The 14,440-nt window shown below is 70.1% G+C and carries 15 protein-coding genes; 8 read left to right on the top strand and 7 right to left on the bottom strand.

What is annotated here, in order from left to right; translation table 11 throughout:
* Positions 1-717 (bottom strand): PAQR family membrane homeostasis protein TrhA, encoded by a 717-nt coding sequence (gene trhA / locus CCK91_RS09040; protein ID WP_079705497.1) that lies wholly within the window; start codon positions 715-717, stop codon positions 1-3.
* Between the two features lie 73 nt (positions 718-790).
* Between trhA and CCK91_RS09035 the strand changes: the two genes are divergently transcribed.
* The 4 genes from CCK91_RS09035 to CCK91_RS09020 all read left to right on the top strand — a co-directional run bounded on the left by CCK91_RS09035 (position 791) and on the right by CCK91_RS09020 (position 5,045).
* Complete coding sequence (locus CCK91_RS09035) at positions 791-1,573, top strand: isoprenyl transferase (protein WP_086473693.1); 783 nt, start codon at positions 791-793, stop codon at positions 1,571-1,573.
* On the top strand, positions 1,570-2,736 hold the full coding sequence (locus CCK91_RS09030) for an aminotransferase class V-fold PLP-dependent enzyme (RefSeq protein WP_086473692.1): 1,167 nt from the start codon (positions 1,570-1,572) through the stop codon (positions 2,734-2,736). Before CCK91_RS09035 ends, CCK91_RS09030 begins: the two co-directional genes overlap by 4 nt.
* A gap of 203 nt (positions 2,737-2,939) precedes the next feature.
* On the top strand, positions 2,940-4,364 hold the full coding sequence (locus CCK91_RS09025; protein WP_086473691.1) for a PhoH family protein: 1,425 nt from the start codon (positions 2,940-2,942) through the stop codon (positions 4,362-4,364).
* 99 nt (positions 4,365-4,463) lie between these two features.
* Positions 4,464-5,045: a prepilin peptidase gene (locus CCK91_RS09020; protein WP_086473690.1), complete on the top strand. Its 582-nt coding sequence runs from the start codon at positions 4,464-4,466 to the stop codon at positions 5,043-5,045.
* A 72-nt stretch (positions 5,046-5,117) separates the two neighbouring features.
* Here the strand turns inward: CCK91_RS09020 and CCK91_RS09015 are convergent, their stop codons facing one another.
* The 5 genes from CCK91_RS09015 to xseA form a co-directional block, all read right to left on the bottom strand.
* On the bottom strand, positions 5,118-6,521 hold the full coding sequence (locus CCK91_RS09015) for a class II fumarate hydratase (protein ID WP_082455866.1): 1,404 nt from the start codon (positions 6,519-6,521) through the stop codon (positions 5,118-5,120).
* A 67-nt stretch (positions 6,522-6,588) separates the two neighbouring features.
* Positions 6,589-7,230 carry a carbonic anhydrase gene (locus CCK91_RS09010; protein WP_064296442.1) on the bottom strand — a complete coding sequence of 214 codons (642 nt, stop codon included), beginning with the start codon at positions 7,228-7,230 and terminating at the stop codon, positions 6,589-6,591.
* Positions 7,227-7,922, bottom strand: a complete 696-nt coding sequence (locus CCK91_RS09005; RefSeq protein ID WP_165767010.1) for a DUF4245 domain-containing protein — start codon at positions 7,920-7,922, stop codon at positions 7,227-7,229. Before CCK91_RS09005 ends, CCK91_RS09010 begins: the two co-directional genes overlap by 4 nt.
* The gene (locus CCK91_RS09000; RefSeq protein WP_064296575.1) at positions 7,919-8,155 is read right to left on the bottom strand and encodes an exodeoxyribonuclease VII small subunit; all 237 of its coding nucleotides are present in this window, start codon (positions 8,153-8,155) and stop codon (positions 7,919-7,921) included. Before CCK91_RS09000 ends, CCK91_RS09005 begins: the two co-directional genes overlap by 4 nt.
* 9 nt (positions 8,156-8,164) lie before the next feature.
* On the bottom strand, positions 8,165-9,424 hold the full coding sequence (gene xseA, locus CCK91_RS08995) for an exodeoxyribonuclease VII large subunit (protein WP_086473688.1): 1,260 nt from the start codon (positions 9,422-9,424) through the stop codon (positions 8,165-8,167).
* A gap of 134 nt (positions 9,425-9,558) precedes the next feature.
* On the opposite strand from xseA, the gene CCK91_RS08990 reads away from it, so the two are divergent.
* Positions 9,559-10,590 carry a 4-hydroxy-3-methylbut-2-enyl diphosphate reductase gene (locus tag CCK91_RS08990; RefSeq protein WP_086473840.1) on the top strand — a complete coding sequence of 344 codons (1,032 nt, stop codon included), beginning with the start codon at positions 9,559-9,561 and terminating at the stop codon, positions 10,588-10,590.
* Positions 10,587-11,195 carry a DUF6264 family protein gene (locus CCK91_RS08985; RefSeq protein WP_086473687.1) on the top strand — a complete coding sequence of 203 codons (609 nt, stop codon included), beginning with the start codon at positions 10,587-10,589 and terminating at the stop codon, positions 11,193-11,195. Before CCK91_RS08990 ends, CCK91_RS08985 begins: the two co-directional genes overlap by 4 nt.
* 62 nt (positions 11,196-11,257) lie before the next feature.
* Here the strand turns inward: CCK91_RS08985 and fbaA are convergent, their stop codons facing one another.
* Complete coding sequence (fbaA, locus tag CCK91_RS08980) at positions 11,258-12,283, bottom strand: class II fructose-bisphosphate aldolase (RefSeq protein ID WP_085510491.1); 1,026 nt, start codon at positions 12,281-12,283, stop codon at positions 11,258-11,260.
* Between the two features lie 76 nt (positions 12,284-12,359).
* Here fbaA and CCK91_RS08975 point away from each other — a divergent pair, with 76 nt between their 5' ends.
* Together CCK91_RS08975 and glpX are read left to right on the top strand one after the other, a co-directional pair.
* Positions 12,360-13,355, top strand: coding sequence for a fructose-bisphosphatase class II (locus tag CCK91_RS08975; protein WP_086473686.1), 996 nt, complete (start codon positions 12,360-12,362; stop codon positions 13,353-13,355).
* Positions 13,356-13,405: 50 nt separating this feature from the next.
* Positions 13,406-14,404, top strand: coding sequence for a class II fructose-bisphosphatase (gene glpX / locus CCK91_RS08970; RefSeq protein WP_064296437.1), 999 nt, complete (start codon positions 13,406-13,408; stop codon positions 14,402-14,404).
* Positions 14,405-14,440 lie beyond the last annotated feature (36 nt).

Genomic DNA, 14,440 nt, shown 5'->3' with positions numbered 1-14,440 from the left:
TCAGCGGTTGTAGACCGGGTCGATCGCGATCAGCAGGATGCCGGTCCAGTGACAGAGGAACGCGAGCACCGTGCACAGGTGGAAGAGCTCGTGGAACCCGAACCGCCCCGGCCAGGGGTTGGGTCGCTTCATCGCGTACATGACCGCGCCGACCGTGTAGAACAGGCCACCGGCGGCGACGAGCACCATCGTGGCGAAGTTGCCGCGGGCGATGTCGCCGAGGTACGCGACCGCACCCCACCCGAGTGCCAGGTAGAGCGGGACGTAGAGCCACCGCGGGGCGTTGATCCAGAACACGCGGAAACCGATGCCGAGGAGCGCGCCGCCCCAGACGAGCACGAGCAGGAGGTTCCCCTGCGCGGGTGGCAGCGCGAGCACGGCGAGCGGCGTGTAGGTGCCTGCGATCAACAGGAAGATGTTGGCGTGGTCGATCCGCTTGAGGAGGAGCTTGACCGAGGGGCGCCAGGAGAACCGGTGGTACAGCGCCGAGTTCCCGAAGAGCAGCATCGAGGTGAGCACGAAGACCGTCGAACTCCACTTCGCGGCCGCGCCCTGTGCGAGCACGACGAGGACGATCCCGGCGACGATCGAGATGGGGAAGATCCCGGCGTGCAGCCATCCGCGCCAGGTCGGTTTGACCTCCTCCGGTGCGGCGGCGTCATCGGCGGCGACCTCGAGCAACGGCAGCTTCGGCAGCTCGGGATCTCCACTCGTCATGGGTCCAGGATACGGGGTGGCGCGGAACGCGTACTGGGAGCGATGCAGGAAACTGCACTAGCGTTGCAGGGTGATGACGAGGCATTCCGCACCGGTGGACGGCTTCCTGTACGGCGTCTACGCACGGCGCCTCCGGAAGGCGCTCACTCCGCAGACGCTGCCGCACCATGTCGCGATGATCATCGACGGCAACCGGCGATGGGCCAAGCAGCTCGGATACGACACCGCGGCGCACGGGCACCGGGCCGGTGCGGCGAAGATGCGCGAGTTCCTGACCTGGTGCGACGACCTCGGCATCGGCGTCGTCACCCTGTACCTGCTGTCGAGCGACAACCTGGTGAACCGCGCACCGGACGAGCTGGACGACCTCGTCGACATCATCGCCGACCTCGCCGAGGGGCTGTCGCACTACCGTGACTGGCGCGTGAAGCACGTCGGTTCGAGCGAGGGGCTCCCGGAGTCGCTGCGCACGGCGTTGACGAGTGCCGAGGAGCGCACGGCCGACCGTGCAGGCATGCACATCAACCTCGCGGTCGGCTACGGCGGTCGCACCGAGATCGTGGACGCGATGCGCGCGATCGTCGCCAAGCACCACCTCGAGGGACGGAGTCTGGAAGACCTCGCGGCGCTGCTCACCCCCGACCTCATCGGTGAGCACCTCTACACGGGAGGCCAGCCCGACCCCGACCTCGTCATCCGCACCAGCGGCGAACAGCGGATGAGCGACTTCATGCTCTGGCAGAGCGCCCATAGCGAGTTCTACTTCGTCGAGGCGCTCGGGCCCGACCTCCGCGAGGTCGACTTCCTCCGCGCCCTCCGCGACTTCTCCAGGCGGCAGCGGCGGTTCGGCGGATGAGCCGGTCGACTCCGGCCTCGGAGCCGGACGAGCCGGAGACGGCGTCCCGGTTGGAGATCTTCCAAGCGGGATTCGGTGAGGTCGACGGCTATCTCAACTACGGCAGTGTCGGTCCGTTGGCGGCGTCCGTCGTCCTCGAGGCCAACCGCTGGAACGACGTGCTCGCGAGTGCGACCCCCGGCACACTCGGTGCGGTCGACGCGCAGGACGAACGGATGCGGGCCGCCGTCGGGACGCTCACCGGGTTCCGCGCCGACCAGGTCGTCGCCCAGCCCAACACCTCGCAGGGCCTCATGCACGCGATGTTCGGCCTGAGCGGCACCGTCCTGCTCTCCCGTCTGGAGTACCCCACGCTGCCGCTCGCCGCGGAGCGGGCGGCCGAGCACCGACACGTGCTCACGCCGAGATGGCTCGAGACACAACGCGGACACGTGACGGCCGAGAGCGTGCGCGAGCAGCTCGACGACACCGTCACCGCCGTGGCGGTGAGCCTCGTCGACTACCGCACCGGCTACGTCTGCGACCTCGAAGCGGTCCGCGAGGTGATCGGTGACCGCCTCCTGATCGTCGACGCCATCCAGGGCTTCGGTGTGGTCGACGCCCCCTACGCCGTCGCCGACGTGGTCGCCTCGGGCGGGCAGAAGTGGATGCGCGCAGGATGGGGCACCGGATTCCTCGCCCTGAGCGACCGCGCCGTCGAGCGACTCGAGCCGGTCTTCTCGGGCGTGACCGGCACCGACGAGGCCTGGCCGTTCAGCGCGACCCCGGCACCGAGCCGATCGGCGCGCGCATACTCGATCACCAGGCCCGACCCGCTCGCGGCGGCGCGGTTCGCGGCGTCGCTGGAGGACACGGTCGCCGTCGGGACCGCGACCGTCCACGCCGCGATCGCCGAGCTCACGGCCGAGGTGATCGAGCTCGCGGACGAGTTCGGTGTCGCGGTGGTCTCCTCGCGAGACGAGCACGAACGCGCGGGCATCGTCGTCCTGGAGCCGGAGGAGTCCGTCCTCGACACACTGTGGACCTCGCTCGAGAACCACGGCGTCACCGCGACGATCCGCGCCGGGGCCGTGCGGCTCAGCGTGCACGCCGGTACCAGCCGGCAGACGCTGGACCAGCTGCGCGGTGCGCTGCTCTCCTTCGCGACGGCCGCGAGCTACTGAGCCGCCGTCCGACCACCGGCGGGCCAGGAGACGGCCCCCATCTGTTCACCTCCCCGTAACAGGACACGGGGCGTGTCGTCGCATCGATGTCGGTGGCCGGACGTACGTTCATCTCATCGGGCATGGAGCCCGGTCGAGACGGCCACACAAGTTCGGCTCGAAACCCTGCAGGCGGCCGTTTCGCACAGTGATCCGAGCATCAGATGCTCGGGGTGGGAGTGGTTGTGGCCTCGCGAGAAATCCAGAACACGTCAGCCGGGACCGAGACGCGGGACGCGTCGACGAGACCGAGCCGGCGACCCGCCGACCACACGGCGAGCGGGGGAGATCAGGCGCAGGCCGAGATCACCTACGTGCTCGACACCTCCGTGCTGCTGTCGGATCCCAAGGCGCTCTTCCGGTTCGCCGAGCACGCCGTCGTCATCCCGGTCGTCGTCATCAGCGAGCTCGAGGGTAAACGCAACGACCCCGAGATCGGCTACTTCGCACGACAGGCTCTCCGCATCCTCGACGAACTCCGCATCGAGCACGAGCGCCTCGACTTCCCGATCCCCGTCGGTGACGGCGGATCCCTGCGGGTCGAACTCAACCACTCGAGTATGGCCTCGCTGCCGTCCGGTCTCCAGCTCGGCGACAACGACTCGCGCATCCTCGCGGTCGCGCTGAACCTGGCGAACGACGGCCTGACGGTCACGGTCGTGTCCAAGGACCTGCCGCTGCGCGTCAAAGCGGCGTCCATCGGTCTGCAGGCGGAGGAGTACCGGGCGGAACTCGCGGTCGACTCCGGCTGGACGGGCATGTCCGAGATCACCCTCGGCTCGGAGGACATGAGCACGCTGTGGGAGCGCGAGGAGGGGACGACGCCGATCATCGAGGACCTGCCGATCAACACGGGCCTCGTGATCCACTCCGACCGGGGATCCGCACTCGGACGGGTCACGGGCAAGCGCAGCTACAAGCTCGTCCGCGGCGACCGCGACGTCTTCGGTCTGCACGGACGCTCGGCCGAGCAGCGGCTCGCGATCGACCTCCTGCTCGACCCCGAGATCGGGATCCTCTCGCTGGGAGGTCGAGCCGGGACGGGGAAGTCCGCGCTCGCCCTGTGCGCGGGTCTGGAGGCCGTCCTCGAGCGACAGGCGCACAAGAAGATCATGGTGTTCCGCCCGCTGTACGCGGTCGGCGGCCAGGAGCTCGGGTACCTGCCCGGCGACCAGGGCGAGAAGATGAACCCCTGGGGACAGGCGATCTTCGACACGCTCGGCGCGGTCGTCTCGCAGAACGTGCTCGACGAGGTGGTCGAACGGGGCATCCTGGAGGTGCTCCCGCTGACGCACATCCGAGGCCGGTCCCTCCACGACGCCTTCGTGATCGTCGACGAGGCGCAGTCGCTCGAGCGCAACGTCCTCCTCACGGTCCTCAGCCGGATCGGGCAGAACTCGCGGGTCGTCCTCACGCACGACGTCGCCCAGCGCGACAACCTGCGTGTCGGCCGACACGACGGCGTCGCCTCCGTGATCGAGACGCTCAAGGGGCACCCGCTGTTCGCGCACGTCACGCTGACGCGCTCGGAGCGCTCGGCCATCGCGGCACTCGTCACCGAGATGCTCGAAGGGAACGAGCTGGCCTAGCGGCCGTCGGCGGAGCGGGCTCGCGAGGCTCGCTCCGCCGACGCCGGTACCTGTGGAGAACGCCGAAGGCCTGCACGAGGATCCTCCTATCCTGACGGGATGCCCTCGCGACCGACCTTCACCGGCAGGCGGCTCCGCCCACGTGTCGCCACCGCGGCGATGGCCGGCTCGACGCTGCTGCTCGTGGCCGTCACCGTGGCCCGACTCGGCCCAGACCCGCGTCCGGTCGGCATCGTGCTCGTGTGGCTCGCCTGCATCACGCCGCCGCTCGTGTGCATCGACGTCGCGGAGCGGCGGCTCCCGAACCGTCTCGTCCTGCCGGCGCTCGCCATCGCGGTGCCGCTCGCGGCGGTCGATGCAGCAGTGCGTCAGGTGGCCCCGTTCGAACCGCTCCTGATGGGGTTCGCGGTCGGCGCCGTCCTGTACGTGTGCGCCCTCCTCGGTGGGCTGGGCATGGGGGACGTGAAGCTCGGCGCGCTGATCGGCCTCGCGGTCGGCTGCTTCGGGATGTCCGCGGCACTGCTCTTCGCGATGGTGTCGGTCTCCTCGGCCGGCCTCGCGGGTGTGGTCGTCGTGCTCCTCGCACGCTCACGGGGTGGGTCCGCCGGTTGGCGCACGCGCATCCCGTTCGGCCCGTTCCTGCTCCTCGGCTGCTGGAGCGCGATCGCCGCCTCGGCGTGACCACACGGACGGAGACGGCCCCGGAACCGCGAGGGTTCCGGGGCCGTTCGGTCGTTCGACGCGCAGGTCGACTCAGCCGGGGTGCGTCATCGAGAGGACGTCGAGCGCCGTGTCGAGCTGCTCCTCCGTGATCTCGCCGCGTTCGACGAACCCGAGGTCGACGACGGCCTCGCGGACGGTCAGTCCCTTGGCGACGGAGTGCTTGGCGATCTTCGCCGCCGACTCGTAACCGATGATCTTGTTCAGCGGGGTGACGATCGAGGGCGAGGAGCCGGCGAGTGCCGCAGCGCGGTCGAGGTTGGCCTCGAGGCCGTCGACGGTCTTGTCGGCGAGGACCCGGGTCGCGTTCGACAGGAGACGGATGCTCTCGAGGAGCGCCGTGCCCATGACCGGGATCGCCACGTTGAGCTCGAAGGAGCCCGAGGCGCCGGCCCAGGCGATGGTCGCGTCGTTGCCGATGACCCGTGCGCCGACCATCAGGACGGCCTCCGGGATCACGGGGTTCACCTTGCCGGGCATGATCGATGACCCCGGCTGGAGGTCGGGGATGTGCAGCTCGCCGAGACCGGTGTTCGGGCCCGAGCCCATCCAGCGGAGGTCGTTGCAGATCTTCGTCAGGCTCACCGCGATGACCCGGAGGGCCCCGGAGGCGTCGACGAGCCCGTCGCGAGCGCCCTGGGCCTCGAAGTGGTCCTGGGCCTCGGTGATGGGCAGCTCGGTCTCCTGCGCCAGCAGCTCGATGACGAGCTGGGGGAAGCCCTTCGGCGTGTTGATGCCGGTGCCCGTCGCGGTTCCGCCGAGCGGGACCTCTGCGACGCGGGGGAGCGCCGTGCGCACACGCTCGATGCCGAGACGCATCTGGCGCGCGTAGCCACCGAACTCCTGGCCGAGGGTGACCGGCGTGGCGTCCATGAGGTGCGTGCGCCCGGGCTTCACCGCGGTCTTCCACAGCTCGGCCTTGCGTTCGAGCGACACGGCCAGGTGGTCGAGTGCCGGGATGAGGTCGTCGATGAGGGCGCTCGTGACCGCGATGTGCACCGAGGTCGGGAAGACGTCGTTGGAGGACTGCGAGGCGTTGACGTGGTCGTTGGGGTGCACCGGGCTGCCGAGGCGCGCGCTCGCGAGCGTCGCCAGGACCTCGTTCATGTTCATGTTCGACGAGGTGCCGCTGCCGGTCTGGTAGGTGTCGACCGGGAACTGCGCGTCGTGGGCGCCGGTGATGACCTCGTCGGCCGCTGCGGCGATCGCGTCGGCGACACCCTGGTCGAGGACGCCGAGCTTGGCGTTGGCGAGTGCCGCGGACTTCTTGATCCGGGCCAGCGAGGCGATCTGCGCCGACTCGAGCCCGCTGCCCGAGATCGGGAAGTTCTCGACGGCCCGCTGCGTCTGCGCGCCGTAGAGCGCGTTCGCGGGGACCCGCACCTCGCCCATGGTGTCGTGTTCGATGCGGTACTCGGTTGCTGAGGTGTCTACCACGCTGTTCGTTCTCCTTCGTGCGATTGCGGTGGTGCTGCGCTCGACCGGTCGGTGAGCGGGGTGGAGGTCATTCGGGGACGGTGACGTCGCCGATCACGATGTCGGCGACGGCGGTGCCCTCGAGGAGCTTGTAGTTCGCGCCGATGATGGCGACTGTCCCGGCCGCCACGGCGTCGCTGATGAGCTCGGAGCGCGAGACGACCTCCATGACGGTGCGGCGGAGGTGGCGTCGTCCGACCTCGGAGGTGTCGACGGAGGCGGCGTCGATCGGTGCAGGGCCGGCGACCGCACTCACGGCGGGGACGATCTGCTGGATCAGCTGGTCGATGTACGGGGGGAGCGGGGTGGCGTCCTCGATCTGCGAGTCGATCGCCGCGCGGACGGCGCCGCACTCGTCGTGCGCGAGCACGAGGATGAGCGGGACCTGCAGGACGCCGACGGCGTACTCCAGGGTGCCGAGCACCGAGTCGGAGACGATCTGGCCGGCGTTGCGGACGACGAAGAGGTCGCCGAGTCCCTTGTCGAAGATGATCTCGGCCGCGAGGCGGGAGTCGGAGCAGCCGAAGATGACCGCCTCCGGGGCCTGGGAGTGCGCGAGGGTGGCGCGGCGTTCGACGTCCTGGCGGGGATGGGCGGGCTGACCGGCGACGAACCGCGCGTTACCGCGCTGCATCTCGCGCCAGACGGCACCGGGGCGCTTCTGGGTCATTCTGAGTCCGTTTCTGCAGGCGCGCCCGACGGGGCGTCGAGGTTGGCGGTGACCCCGGTGCGCACGGACCGTGCGACATCGAGGACGTACTCGGGCTTCGCCGTGCCGAACACGGCGATCGTGCTCCGACCGGCGACGGTCGACAGGGCGTACGCGACGTTGCCGTCGTCGGAGCCGCTGCCGTTCGCGTATTCGATCCACTCGACGCCGTCGATGGTGACGGTTCCGGTGGGCCGGGCTTCGTCGAGCTCGGCGAGGAGCCAGGTGTCGTTGGCGTCGACGCCCTGGACGAGGCCGACGAACTCGTCGTCGGGGGAGATGAGCCCGACGTTCCAGGAGCGGATGTCGGGCGTGCCGGCGACCGGTGAGGCTGCGGTGCGGACGTCGGCGTAGTTGCTGCCCCAGTCGTCGCCGAGCTCGGGGGTGAGGAGCGGGACGGGGAGGTCGGGCTGCGCCTGACCGGCGAGCTGCGCGTAGTCGACGGTCGGGCGTTCCGGGGCCTCACCTCGGGGCACGGCGAGCACGATCACGACCACGAGACCGACCGTGGCCAGGAGCGACAGGACGAGGTTGTTGACGGTCTTGCGCGAGCGGTACAGGCGGGAGTTCTCCGCCTTGCGGTCGGCCGTCTCCTGCGGCGTCTCGGGGCGACCGAGCTCGGCCACGACGCGCGGCGGCTTGGTGTCCTTCACCGCGATGCGTCCGGAGTGCCGGATCCGAGCTGGGCGGCGCGAGCCGCGTCCAGCCGTGCCTTCGCGCCGATCAGCCACTCCTCGCAGCGCTGGGCGAGCTGTTCACCGCGCTCCCAGAGCCGGAGGGAGTCCTCGAGCGACGCCGAGCCCTGCTCCAGCTCGGACACGACACGCACGAGCTCGTCGCGTGCCTGCTCATAGCTGAGCTCCTGGACATCGGAGGGGGTTGGCATGCTTCTATCCTATTCGTCGTCGGTCCGGGCGGCAGCCGTGGCCGGGCCGGTACTGGAGGCGCCGATCGCGCCGGAGGCGAGGGTGACCAGGAGCTCCGTGCCGGCGGGGGCGTCGGCCTCCGCGCGGATGACCGCGCCACCCGGGACACCGGCCTCCGGGTCCGCTCGCTGGACGATGGCGTAGCCGCGGTCGAGCGTGCGCTGCGGCGACAGGGCGCGGAGGTGCGCGCGCAGTTCCGTCACCTCGCGCTGGGAGCGCTCGACGGCGCGGTCGATGAGCTCGGCACCCCTCGCGACCGTGCGGGTCAGCTCGTCCGCCCGCGAGTCGACGATCCAGGACGGGTCGGCGAGCGCAGGACGGGTGCGGAGGGTCGCGAGTCGGTCGATCTCGTGACCGAGCAAGGAGGTCACCCGGGAGGACAACCGGACGCGGGCCTGCTGCACGCGAGCGAACTCCTCCGCGACGTCGGGGACGACCCGCTTGGCGGCATCGGTCGGTGTGGAGGCGCGGAGGTCGGCGACGTCGTCGAGCAGTGGGCGGTCCGCCTCGTGGCCGATGGCGCTCACGAGGGGCGTGGTGCAGGCGGCCGCGGCTCTGACCACGCGTTCGTCGCTGAACCCGAGGAGGTTCTGGAAGTCGCCGCCGCCACGCGCGACGATGATGACGTCGACCTCGGGGTCGGCGTCGAGCGTCTGCAAGGCGCTCACGACGTCGCCGGGGGTGCGGTCGCCCTGGACGGCGGCGTGGACGACGCGGAACCGGACCGACGGCCAGCGCAGCTCCGCGTTGCGCAGGACGTCCTTCTCGGCGTCGGAGTCCTTGCCGGTGACCAGCCCGATGCACTGCGGGAGGAACGGCAGCGGCCGCTTGCGCGACGCGTCGAAGAGCCCCTCCTCGGCGAGCTGCCGACGGAGTCGTTCGAGTCGCTCGAGGAGGTCGCCGATGCCGACGTGCTTCATCGCCATGACCTGCATGGTGAGCGTGCCGCCCTTGAGCCAGTAGTTCGGCTTGACCAACGCGACCACGTGGTCGCCTTGCTTGAGGTCGGCGGGGATCTTCGCGCGGACGGACGACCAGATGGTGAACCCGACCGTCGCATCGATCTCGAGGTCTTTGAGCTTGCCGTAGACGTTACCGCCCGAGGCGCCCCACTGCGTGATCTCGCCCTCGACCCAGACCGTGCCGAGGCGGTCGATGTAGTCGCGGAGCTTCGTGCCGAGGAGCGCGACCGGCCAGGGGGCTTCCATGGTGGCCGGTGCATCGCTCATCCCTCAAGCCTAGCCGCGAGCACCGACGGCGCGGGGTCGCGGACCACCCGGGCGTTCACGGCCGACTCCCGAGCGCTGCCGCGTAGAATCCACACGTGACCGATCTCCGCGACGCCCCAGCCATCGGCCTCGGCATGCCGAGGCTCCGACGCATCGCCGGACGCCTCGCAGACCTCCCCGTCGCCGGCGAGAAGCGCGTCCTGCTCGCCGCCCCTCGGGGCTACTGCGCCGGCGTGGACCGCGCGGTCGTCGCCGTCGAGAAGGCGCTCGAGCACTATGGCGCGCCGGTGTACGTCCGGAAGCAGATCGTGCACAACGTGCACGTCGTCGACCAGCTCGAGGCCCAGGGCGCGGTGTTCGTGGAAGAGGTCGACGAGGTGCCGTCCGGCGCGCACATCGTCTTCAGCGCGCATGGCGTCTCGCCCGCCGTGGTCGATGCCGCCGCCGACCGCGGGCTGCTCGCGATCGACGCCACCTGCCCGCTCGTCACCAAGGTCCACCGCGAGGCCGTGCGCTTCGCCCGCGACGACTACGAGATCCTGCTCATCGGACACGAGGGGCACGAGGAGGTCGAGGGGACGGCCGGTGAAGCGCCCGACCACGTCACGCTCGTGACGAGCCCGGAGGCCGTCGACGACCTCGTCGTCACCGACCCCGACAAGGTCGTGTGGCTCTCGCAGACCACGCTGTCGGTGGACGAGACCATGGAGACGGTCCGCCGCCTGCGCGAGCGGTTCCCGAAGCTCCAGGATCCGCCGAGCGACGACATCTGCTACGCGACCCAGAACCGCCAGGTCGCCATCAAGAAGGTCGCTCAGGACGCTGACCTCGTGATCGTGGTCGGGTCGGCGAACTCGTCGAACTCGGTGCGCCTCGTGGAGGTCGCGCTCGAATACGGCGCGAAGGCCGCCTACCGCGTCGACTACGCGCACGAGATCCAGCAGGCCTGGCTCGACGGCGTCGTCACGGTCGGTGTCACCAGCGGCGCCTCCGTGCCGGAGGTCCTCGTCGACGAGGTCCTCGAAGAACTCTCCGGAGCCGGCTACGGCGCGGTGCAGGAAGTCAAGACGGCCGAGGAGGACCTCATGTTCTCCCTGCCGAAGGAGCTGCGCAAAGACCTTGCCGGCACGACCGATCCGCGCGCCCTGGGAGGGCGTCGACCATGAGCGAATCCCGCCCCCGTCCGCAGTTCGGTGAGTACGCGTCCCCCGAGGAGCAGCGTGCCCGGATCGCCGAGCCGATCGACGAGCAGCGGGCGGAGGAGCTCGGCATCGCGCCGGTCGTCCCCGTCGAACGGCAACCGCGGCAGCAGCAGGAGCCGACCCTCCGCGAGCAGACGCGTGAGCAGGCCCATGAGCCTGGGGTGCTGCAGCCGGGCGCTCCGACCGTGGCCGCCAGACGACCCGTCGCCGGAGACCGGATCGCGACGTCGATCCTGCTCGGACTCGGCCTCGTCGGCCTGATCGTGACCATGCCGGGCTTGCTCGACCTCCCCGGCCTGATCCGCCCCGCACTCGTGCAGATGGGTGTCTCGGGGTACTCCTCGGACGGTCTCGCGAGCGCCATGGGCATCCTGGCGCTCGGTCTCCAGATCGCCCTGTGGGTGGGCGCCATCATCCTGTCGAGCCGGTCCCTCCGCGCGGGTCGACTGACCTTCTGGATCCCGCTCGTCGCCGGTGTCGCGGCGAACCTGGTCGTGGTGATCTGTCTCGCCGTGGCCATGGGTGCCGACCCGGCGTTCATGGAGTATGTCCGCTCGCAGCAGCCGTAGCCGTCCACACACGAAGAACGGGCCCGGCAGCGATGCCGGGCCCGTGCTGTTCGTGTGGGTGACTAGGAGGTGCTGGTGCCGTACGAACCGAGCTGCTTCGTCGACTCCAGGACGCGAGCGGCCATCGCCGACTCGGCGACCTTGCCCCAGGCGCGGGGGTCGTAGACCTTCTTGTTGCCGACCTCGCCGTCGAGCTTCAGCACACCCTCGTAGTTCGAGAGCATGTAGCCGGCGATCGACCGGGTGAACGCGTACTGCGTGTCGGTGTCGATGTTCATCTTGACGACACCGTTCGCGACGGCCTCGGCGATCTCGGCGTCGGTGGAACCCGACCCGCCGTGGAACACGAGGTCGAGCGGCTTCGGGCCGTGGCCGTACTTGGCGGTGAGGCCGTCCTGGATGGTCTTCAGCAGCTCGGGCTGGAGCTTGACGTTGCCGGGCTTGTAGACGCCGTGCACGTTGCCGAAGGTGAGGGCAGCCATGTAGCGGCCCTGCTCGCCGAGGCCGAGCGCCTCGACGGTCGCGATGGCGTCGTCGAGGGTGGTGTACAGGTGCTCGTTGATGTCGTGGCTGACACCGTCTTCTTCGCCGCCGACGACGCCGATCTCGACCTCGAGGATGGCGTTGATGGCCTTGGTGCGCTTGAGCATCTCGGTCGCGATCTCGAGGTTCTCCGTGAGCGGGACCGCCGAGCCGTCCCACATGTGGGACTGGAAGATCGGGTTGCGACCGGCCTTCACCTCTTCTTCGGAGGCGGCGATGAGCGGCATGACGAAGCCGTCGAGCGCGTCCTTCGGGCAGTGGTCGGTGTGGAGCGCGACGGTGACGGGGTAGTTCTTGGCGACCTCGGTGGCGAACTTCGCGAAGGCGATCGCGCCGGCGGCGCGGTTCTTCACGGTGTGGCCGGCGAAGTAGTCGGCGCCGCCCGTGGTGACCTGGATGATGCCGTCGGAACCGGCCTCGGTGAGGCCCTGGAGGACGGAGTTGATGGTCTGGCTGCTCGAGACGTTGAACGCCGGGTACGCGAACCCGTTCGACTTCGCCTTGTCGAGCATCGCTGCGTACTGTTCCGGGGTGGCGACGGGCATGTCTTCTCCTTGCGTGGGGACGATTCGCCTTGAAGTCTAGTGACTCGGGCTCCGAGGCATACGGCACGATGGGGACATGATCGAGCGCGCTCCGGACACCGACCTCCTCGACGGCTTCCTCGACGCCACGAGGGCCGCCGCTGCGGCCGTCGCGGGTCTCGTCGGAGGCGGTGACGGCATGCGCATCGACGGGGTCGCCGTCGATGCGCTCCGCCGGGCGCTCGAATCGCTCCCGGTCGACGGGCGCGTCGTCGTGGGGGAGGGCGAGAAGGACCAGGCGCCCATGCTGTTCGTCGGGGAGCGTTTCGGCATGGGTTCCGGGCCGGCGATCGACCTCGCCGTCGACCCCGTGGACGGCACGAAGCTCGCGGCCTCCGGGAAGCCGGACTCCGTCGCCGTGATCGCCATCGCCCCGCGCGGTGCCATGTTCGACATCGGGCCGGCGTACTACCTCGAGAAGCTCGTCGCCGCCGGTGGGGGACGCGAGTTGTCGCTGGCCGACCCGATCGTGGTGACCCTCGACCGGCTCGCGGCGCGGCTGGGGCGGCCGGTCGAGCAGCTGCGGGTCGCGGTCCAGGAACGTCCTCGGAACGCGGCGACCGCCCAGGCCGTGACCGCCGCCGGTGCCGGGCTCGTGAGCTTCATGGACGGCGACGTCGCCCTGTCACTGCGAGCCGCGGCCGCCGACGGCGACCTCGATCTGCTGCTCGGTGTGGGCGGAGCCCCTGAGGGCATCCTCACGGCCGCCGCGGTCCGGGCCCTCGGCGGGTGGATGACGGCGCGCTTCGCACCGCAGTCGCCGGAGGAACGTGCGCGGCTCGTCGAGGCGGGGACCGATCTCGACCGCGAGGTCCCGCTCGACGAACTCTGCCGCGATGACGCCTGGCTGCTGCTCAGCGCCGTCACGTCGACCGCGCTCGCCGCTGGGCACGAGCTCGCCGGGGTGCGTCTGGAGGACGACGGTTCAGCCATCGTCGAGTCCGTCGTCGTCGGTCCCGGGAGCCCGCTGACGAGGTCACGGAAGCGCCTCGATCGAGACGCACCCAGCGGCCTTCCCAGCCCGGTTCGATAGGCTGAAACCCTCATCCACCGAAGCGTCGTGTCCCACGAGGCGAGCGATCCATGGAGGATCCAGTGACCCAGCCTGAAACCGGCTCCCACTATCTGCAGCCCGACCGCAACCTCGCCATGGAGCTCGTGAGAGCGACGGAGGCCGCCGCGATCCGGGCGGCGCCGTTCATCGGGCGAGGCGACAAGAACGCCGCAGACGGTGCGGCGGTCGACGCGATGCGCGCCTTCCTCGGCACCGTCAACTTCGACGGCGTGGTCGTCATCGGCGAGGGCGAGAAGGACGAAGCGCCCATGCTGTTCAACGGCGAGCACGTCGGCAACGGCCGCGGCCCGTCCTGCGACATCGCCGTCGACCCGATCGACGGTACGAGCCTCACCGCCGCCGGGCGTCAGAACGCCCTCTCCGTCATCGCCGTCTCCGACCGCGGCAGCATGTTCGACCCGTCCGCGGTGTTCTACATGGACAAGATCGTCACCGGCGCCGACGGCATCGGTGTCGTCGACATCAGCCAGTCCATCGGCGACAACATCCGCGAGCTCGCGAAGGCCAAGGGCAAGCAGCCCGAGGACATCCGCGTCGCCGTCCTCGACCGACCGCGCCACGCGCAGCTCATCGAGGAGATCCGCGCCGCAGGTGCCGGGACGCGGTTGCTGCTCGACGGCGACGTCGCGGGTGGCATCAACGCCGCGCGCTACGACTCGCGGATCGACATGTGCGTCGGCATCGGTGGCACGCCTGAGGGCATCATCACCGCGTGTGCAGTGAAGGCGCTCGGCGGGCTCATCCAGGGCAAGCTCATGCCGAAGGACGACGCCGAGCGCGAGCGTGCTCTTGCGGCCGGTCACGACCTCGACCGCGTCCTCGGCGCGAACGACCTCGTCCGTGGCGACAACACGTACTTCGTCGCGACGGGCGTCACCCACGGTGAACTCGTCGACGGTGTGCAGCGCAAGGGTCCGATCATCCGCACCGAGAGCCTCGTGCTGCGGTCGCGGTCCGGCACCATCCGTCGCGTCGAGGCGGACCACCTCGCTGCGAAGTGGCTGTAGCCGCTCCTGCAGCAGAGCGAAGCGCCCGGTCCCACC

Source organism: Plantibacter elymi (nom. nud.), from assembly GCF_900177795.1.
GTDB lineage: Bacteria > Actinomycetota > Actinomycetes > Actinomycetales > Microbacteriaceae > Plantibacter > Plantibacter elymi.
The sequence above is the reverse complement of the archived record's forward strand: the minus strand, read 5'-3'. Positions and strand labels throughout refer to the sequence as shown.

What these genes read in the sequence shown, in the direction of transcription:
- CCK91_RS08985 (WP_086473687.1), top strand. Translation starts at nt 10,587, where the DNA reads ATGAGCGAATCCCGCCCCCGTCCGCAGTTCGGTGAGTACGCGTCCCCC.
- CCK91_RS09020 (WP_086473690.1), top strand. Translation starts at nt 4,464, where the DNA reads ATGCCCTCGCGACCGACCTTCACCGGCAGGCGGCTCCGCCCACGTGTC.
- CCK91_RS09025 (WP_086473691.1), top strand. Translation starts at nt 2,940, where the DNA reads ATGCTCGGGGTGGGAGTGGTTGTGGCCTCGCGAGAAATCCAGAACACG.
- CCK91_RS08975 (WP_086473686.1), top strand. Translation starts at nt 12,360, where the DNA reads ATGATCGAGCGCGCTCCGGACACCGACCTCCTCGACGGCTTCCTCGAC.
- trhA (WP_079705497.1), bottom strand. Translation starts at nt 717, where the DNA reads ATGACGAGTGGAGATCCCGAGCTGCCGAAGCTGCCGTTGCTCGAGGTC.
- CCK91_RS09000 (WP_064296575.1), bottom strand. Translation starts at nt 8,155, where the DNA reads ATGCCAACCCCCTCCGATGTCCAGGAGCTCAGCTATGAGCAGGCACGC.
- CCK91_RS08990 (WP_086473840.1), top strand. Translation starts at nt 9,559, where the DNA reads ATGCCGAGGCTCCGACGCATCGCCGGACGCCTCGCAGACCTCCCCGTC.
- fbaA (WP_085510491.1), bottom strand. Translation starts at nt 12,283, where the DNA reads ATGCCCGTCGCCACCCCGGAACAGTACGCAGCGATGCTCGACAAGGCG.
- CCK91_RS09030 (WP_086473692.1), top strand. Translation starts at nt 1,570, where the DNA reads ATGAGCCGGTCGACTCCGGCCTCGGAGCCGGACGAGCCGGAGACGGCG.
- xseA (WP_086473688.1), bottom strand. Translation starts at nt 9,424, where the DNA reads ATGAGCGATGCACCGGCCACCATGGAAGCCCCCTGGCCGGTCGCGCTC.
- CCK91_RS09010 (WP_064296442.1), bottom strand. Translation starts at nt 7,230, where the DNA reads ATGACCCAGAAGCGCCCCGGTGCCGTCTGGCGCGAGATGCAGCGCGGT.
- CCK91_RS09035 (WP_086473693.1), top strand. Translation starts at nt 791, where the DNA reads ATGACGAGGCATTCCGCACCGGTGGACGGCTTCCTGTACGGCGTCTAC.
- glpX (WP_064296437.1), top strand. Translation starts at nt 13,406, where the DNA reads ATGGAGGATCCAGTGACCCAGCCTGAAACCGGCTCCCACTATCTGCAG.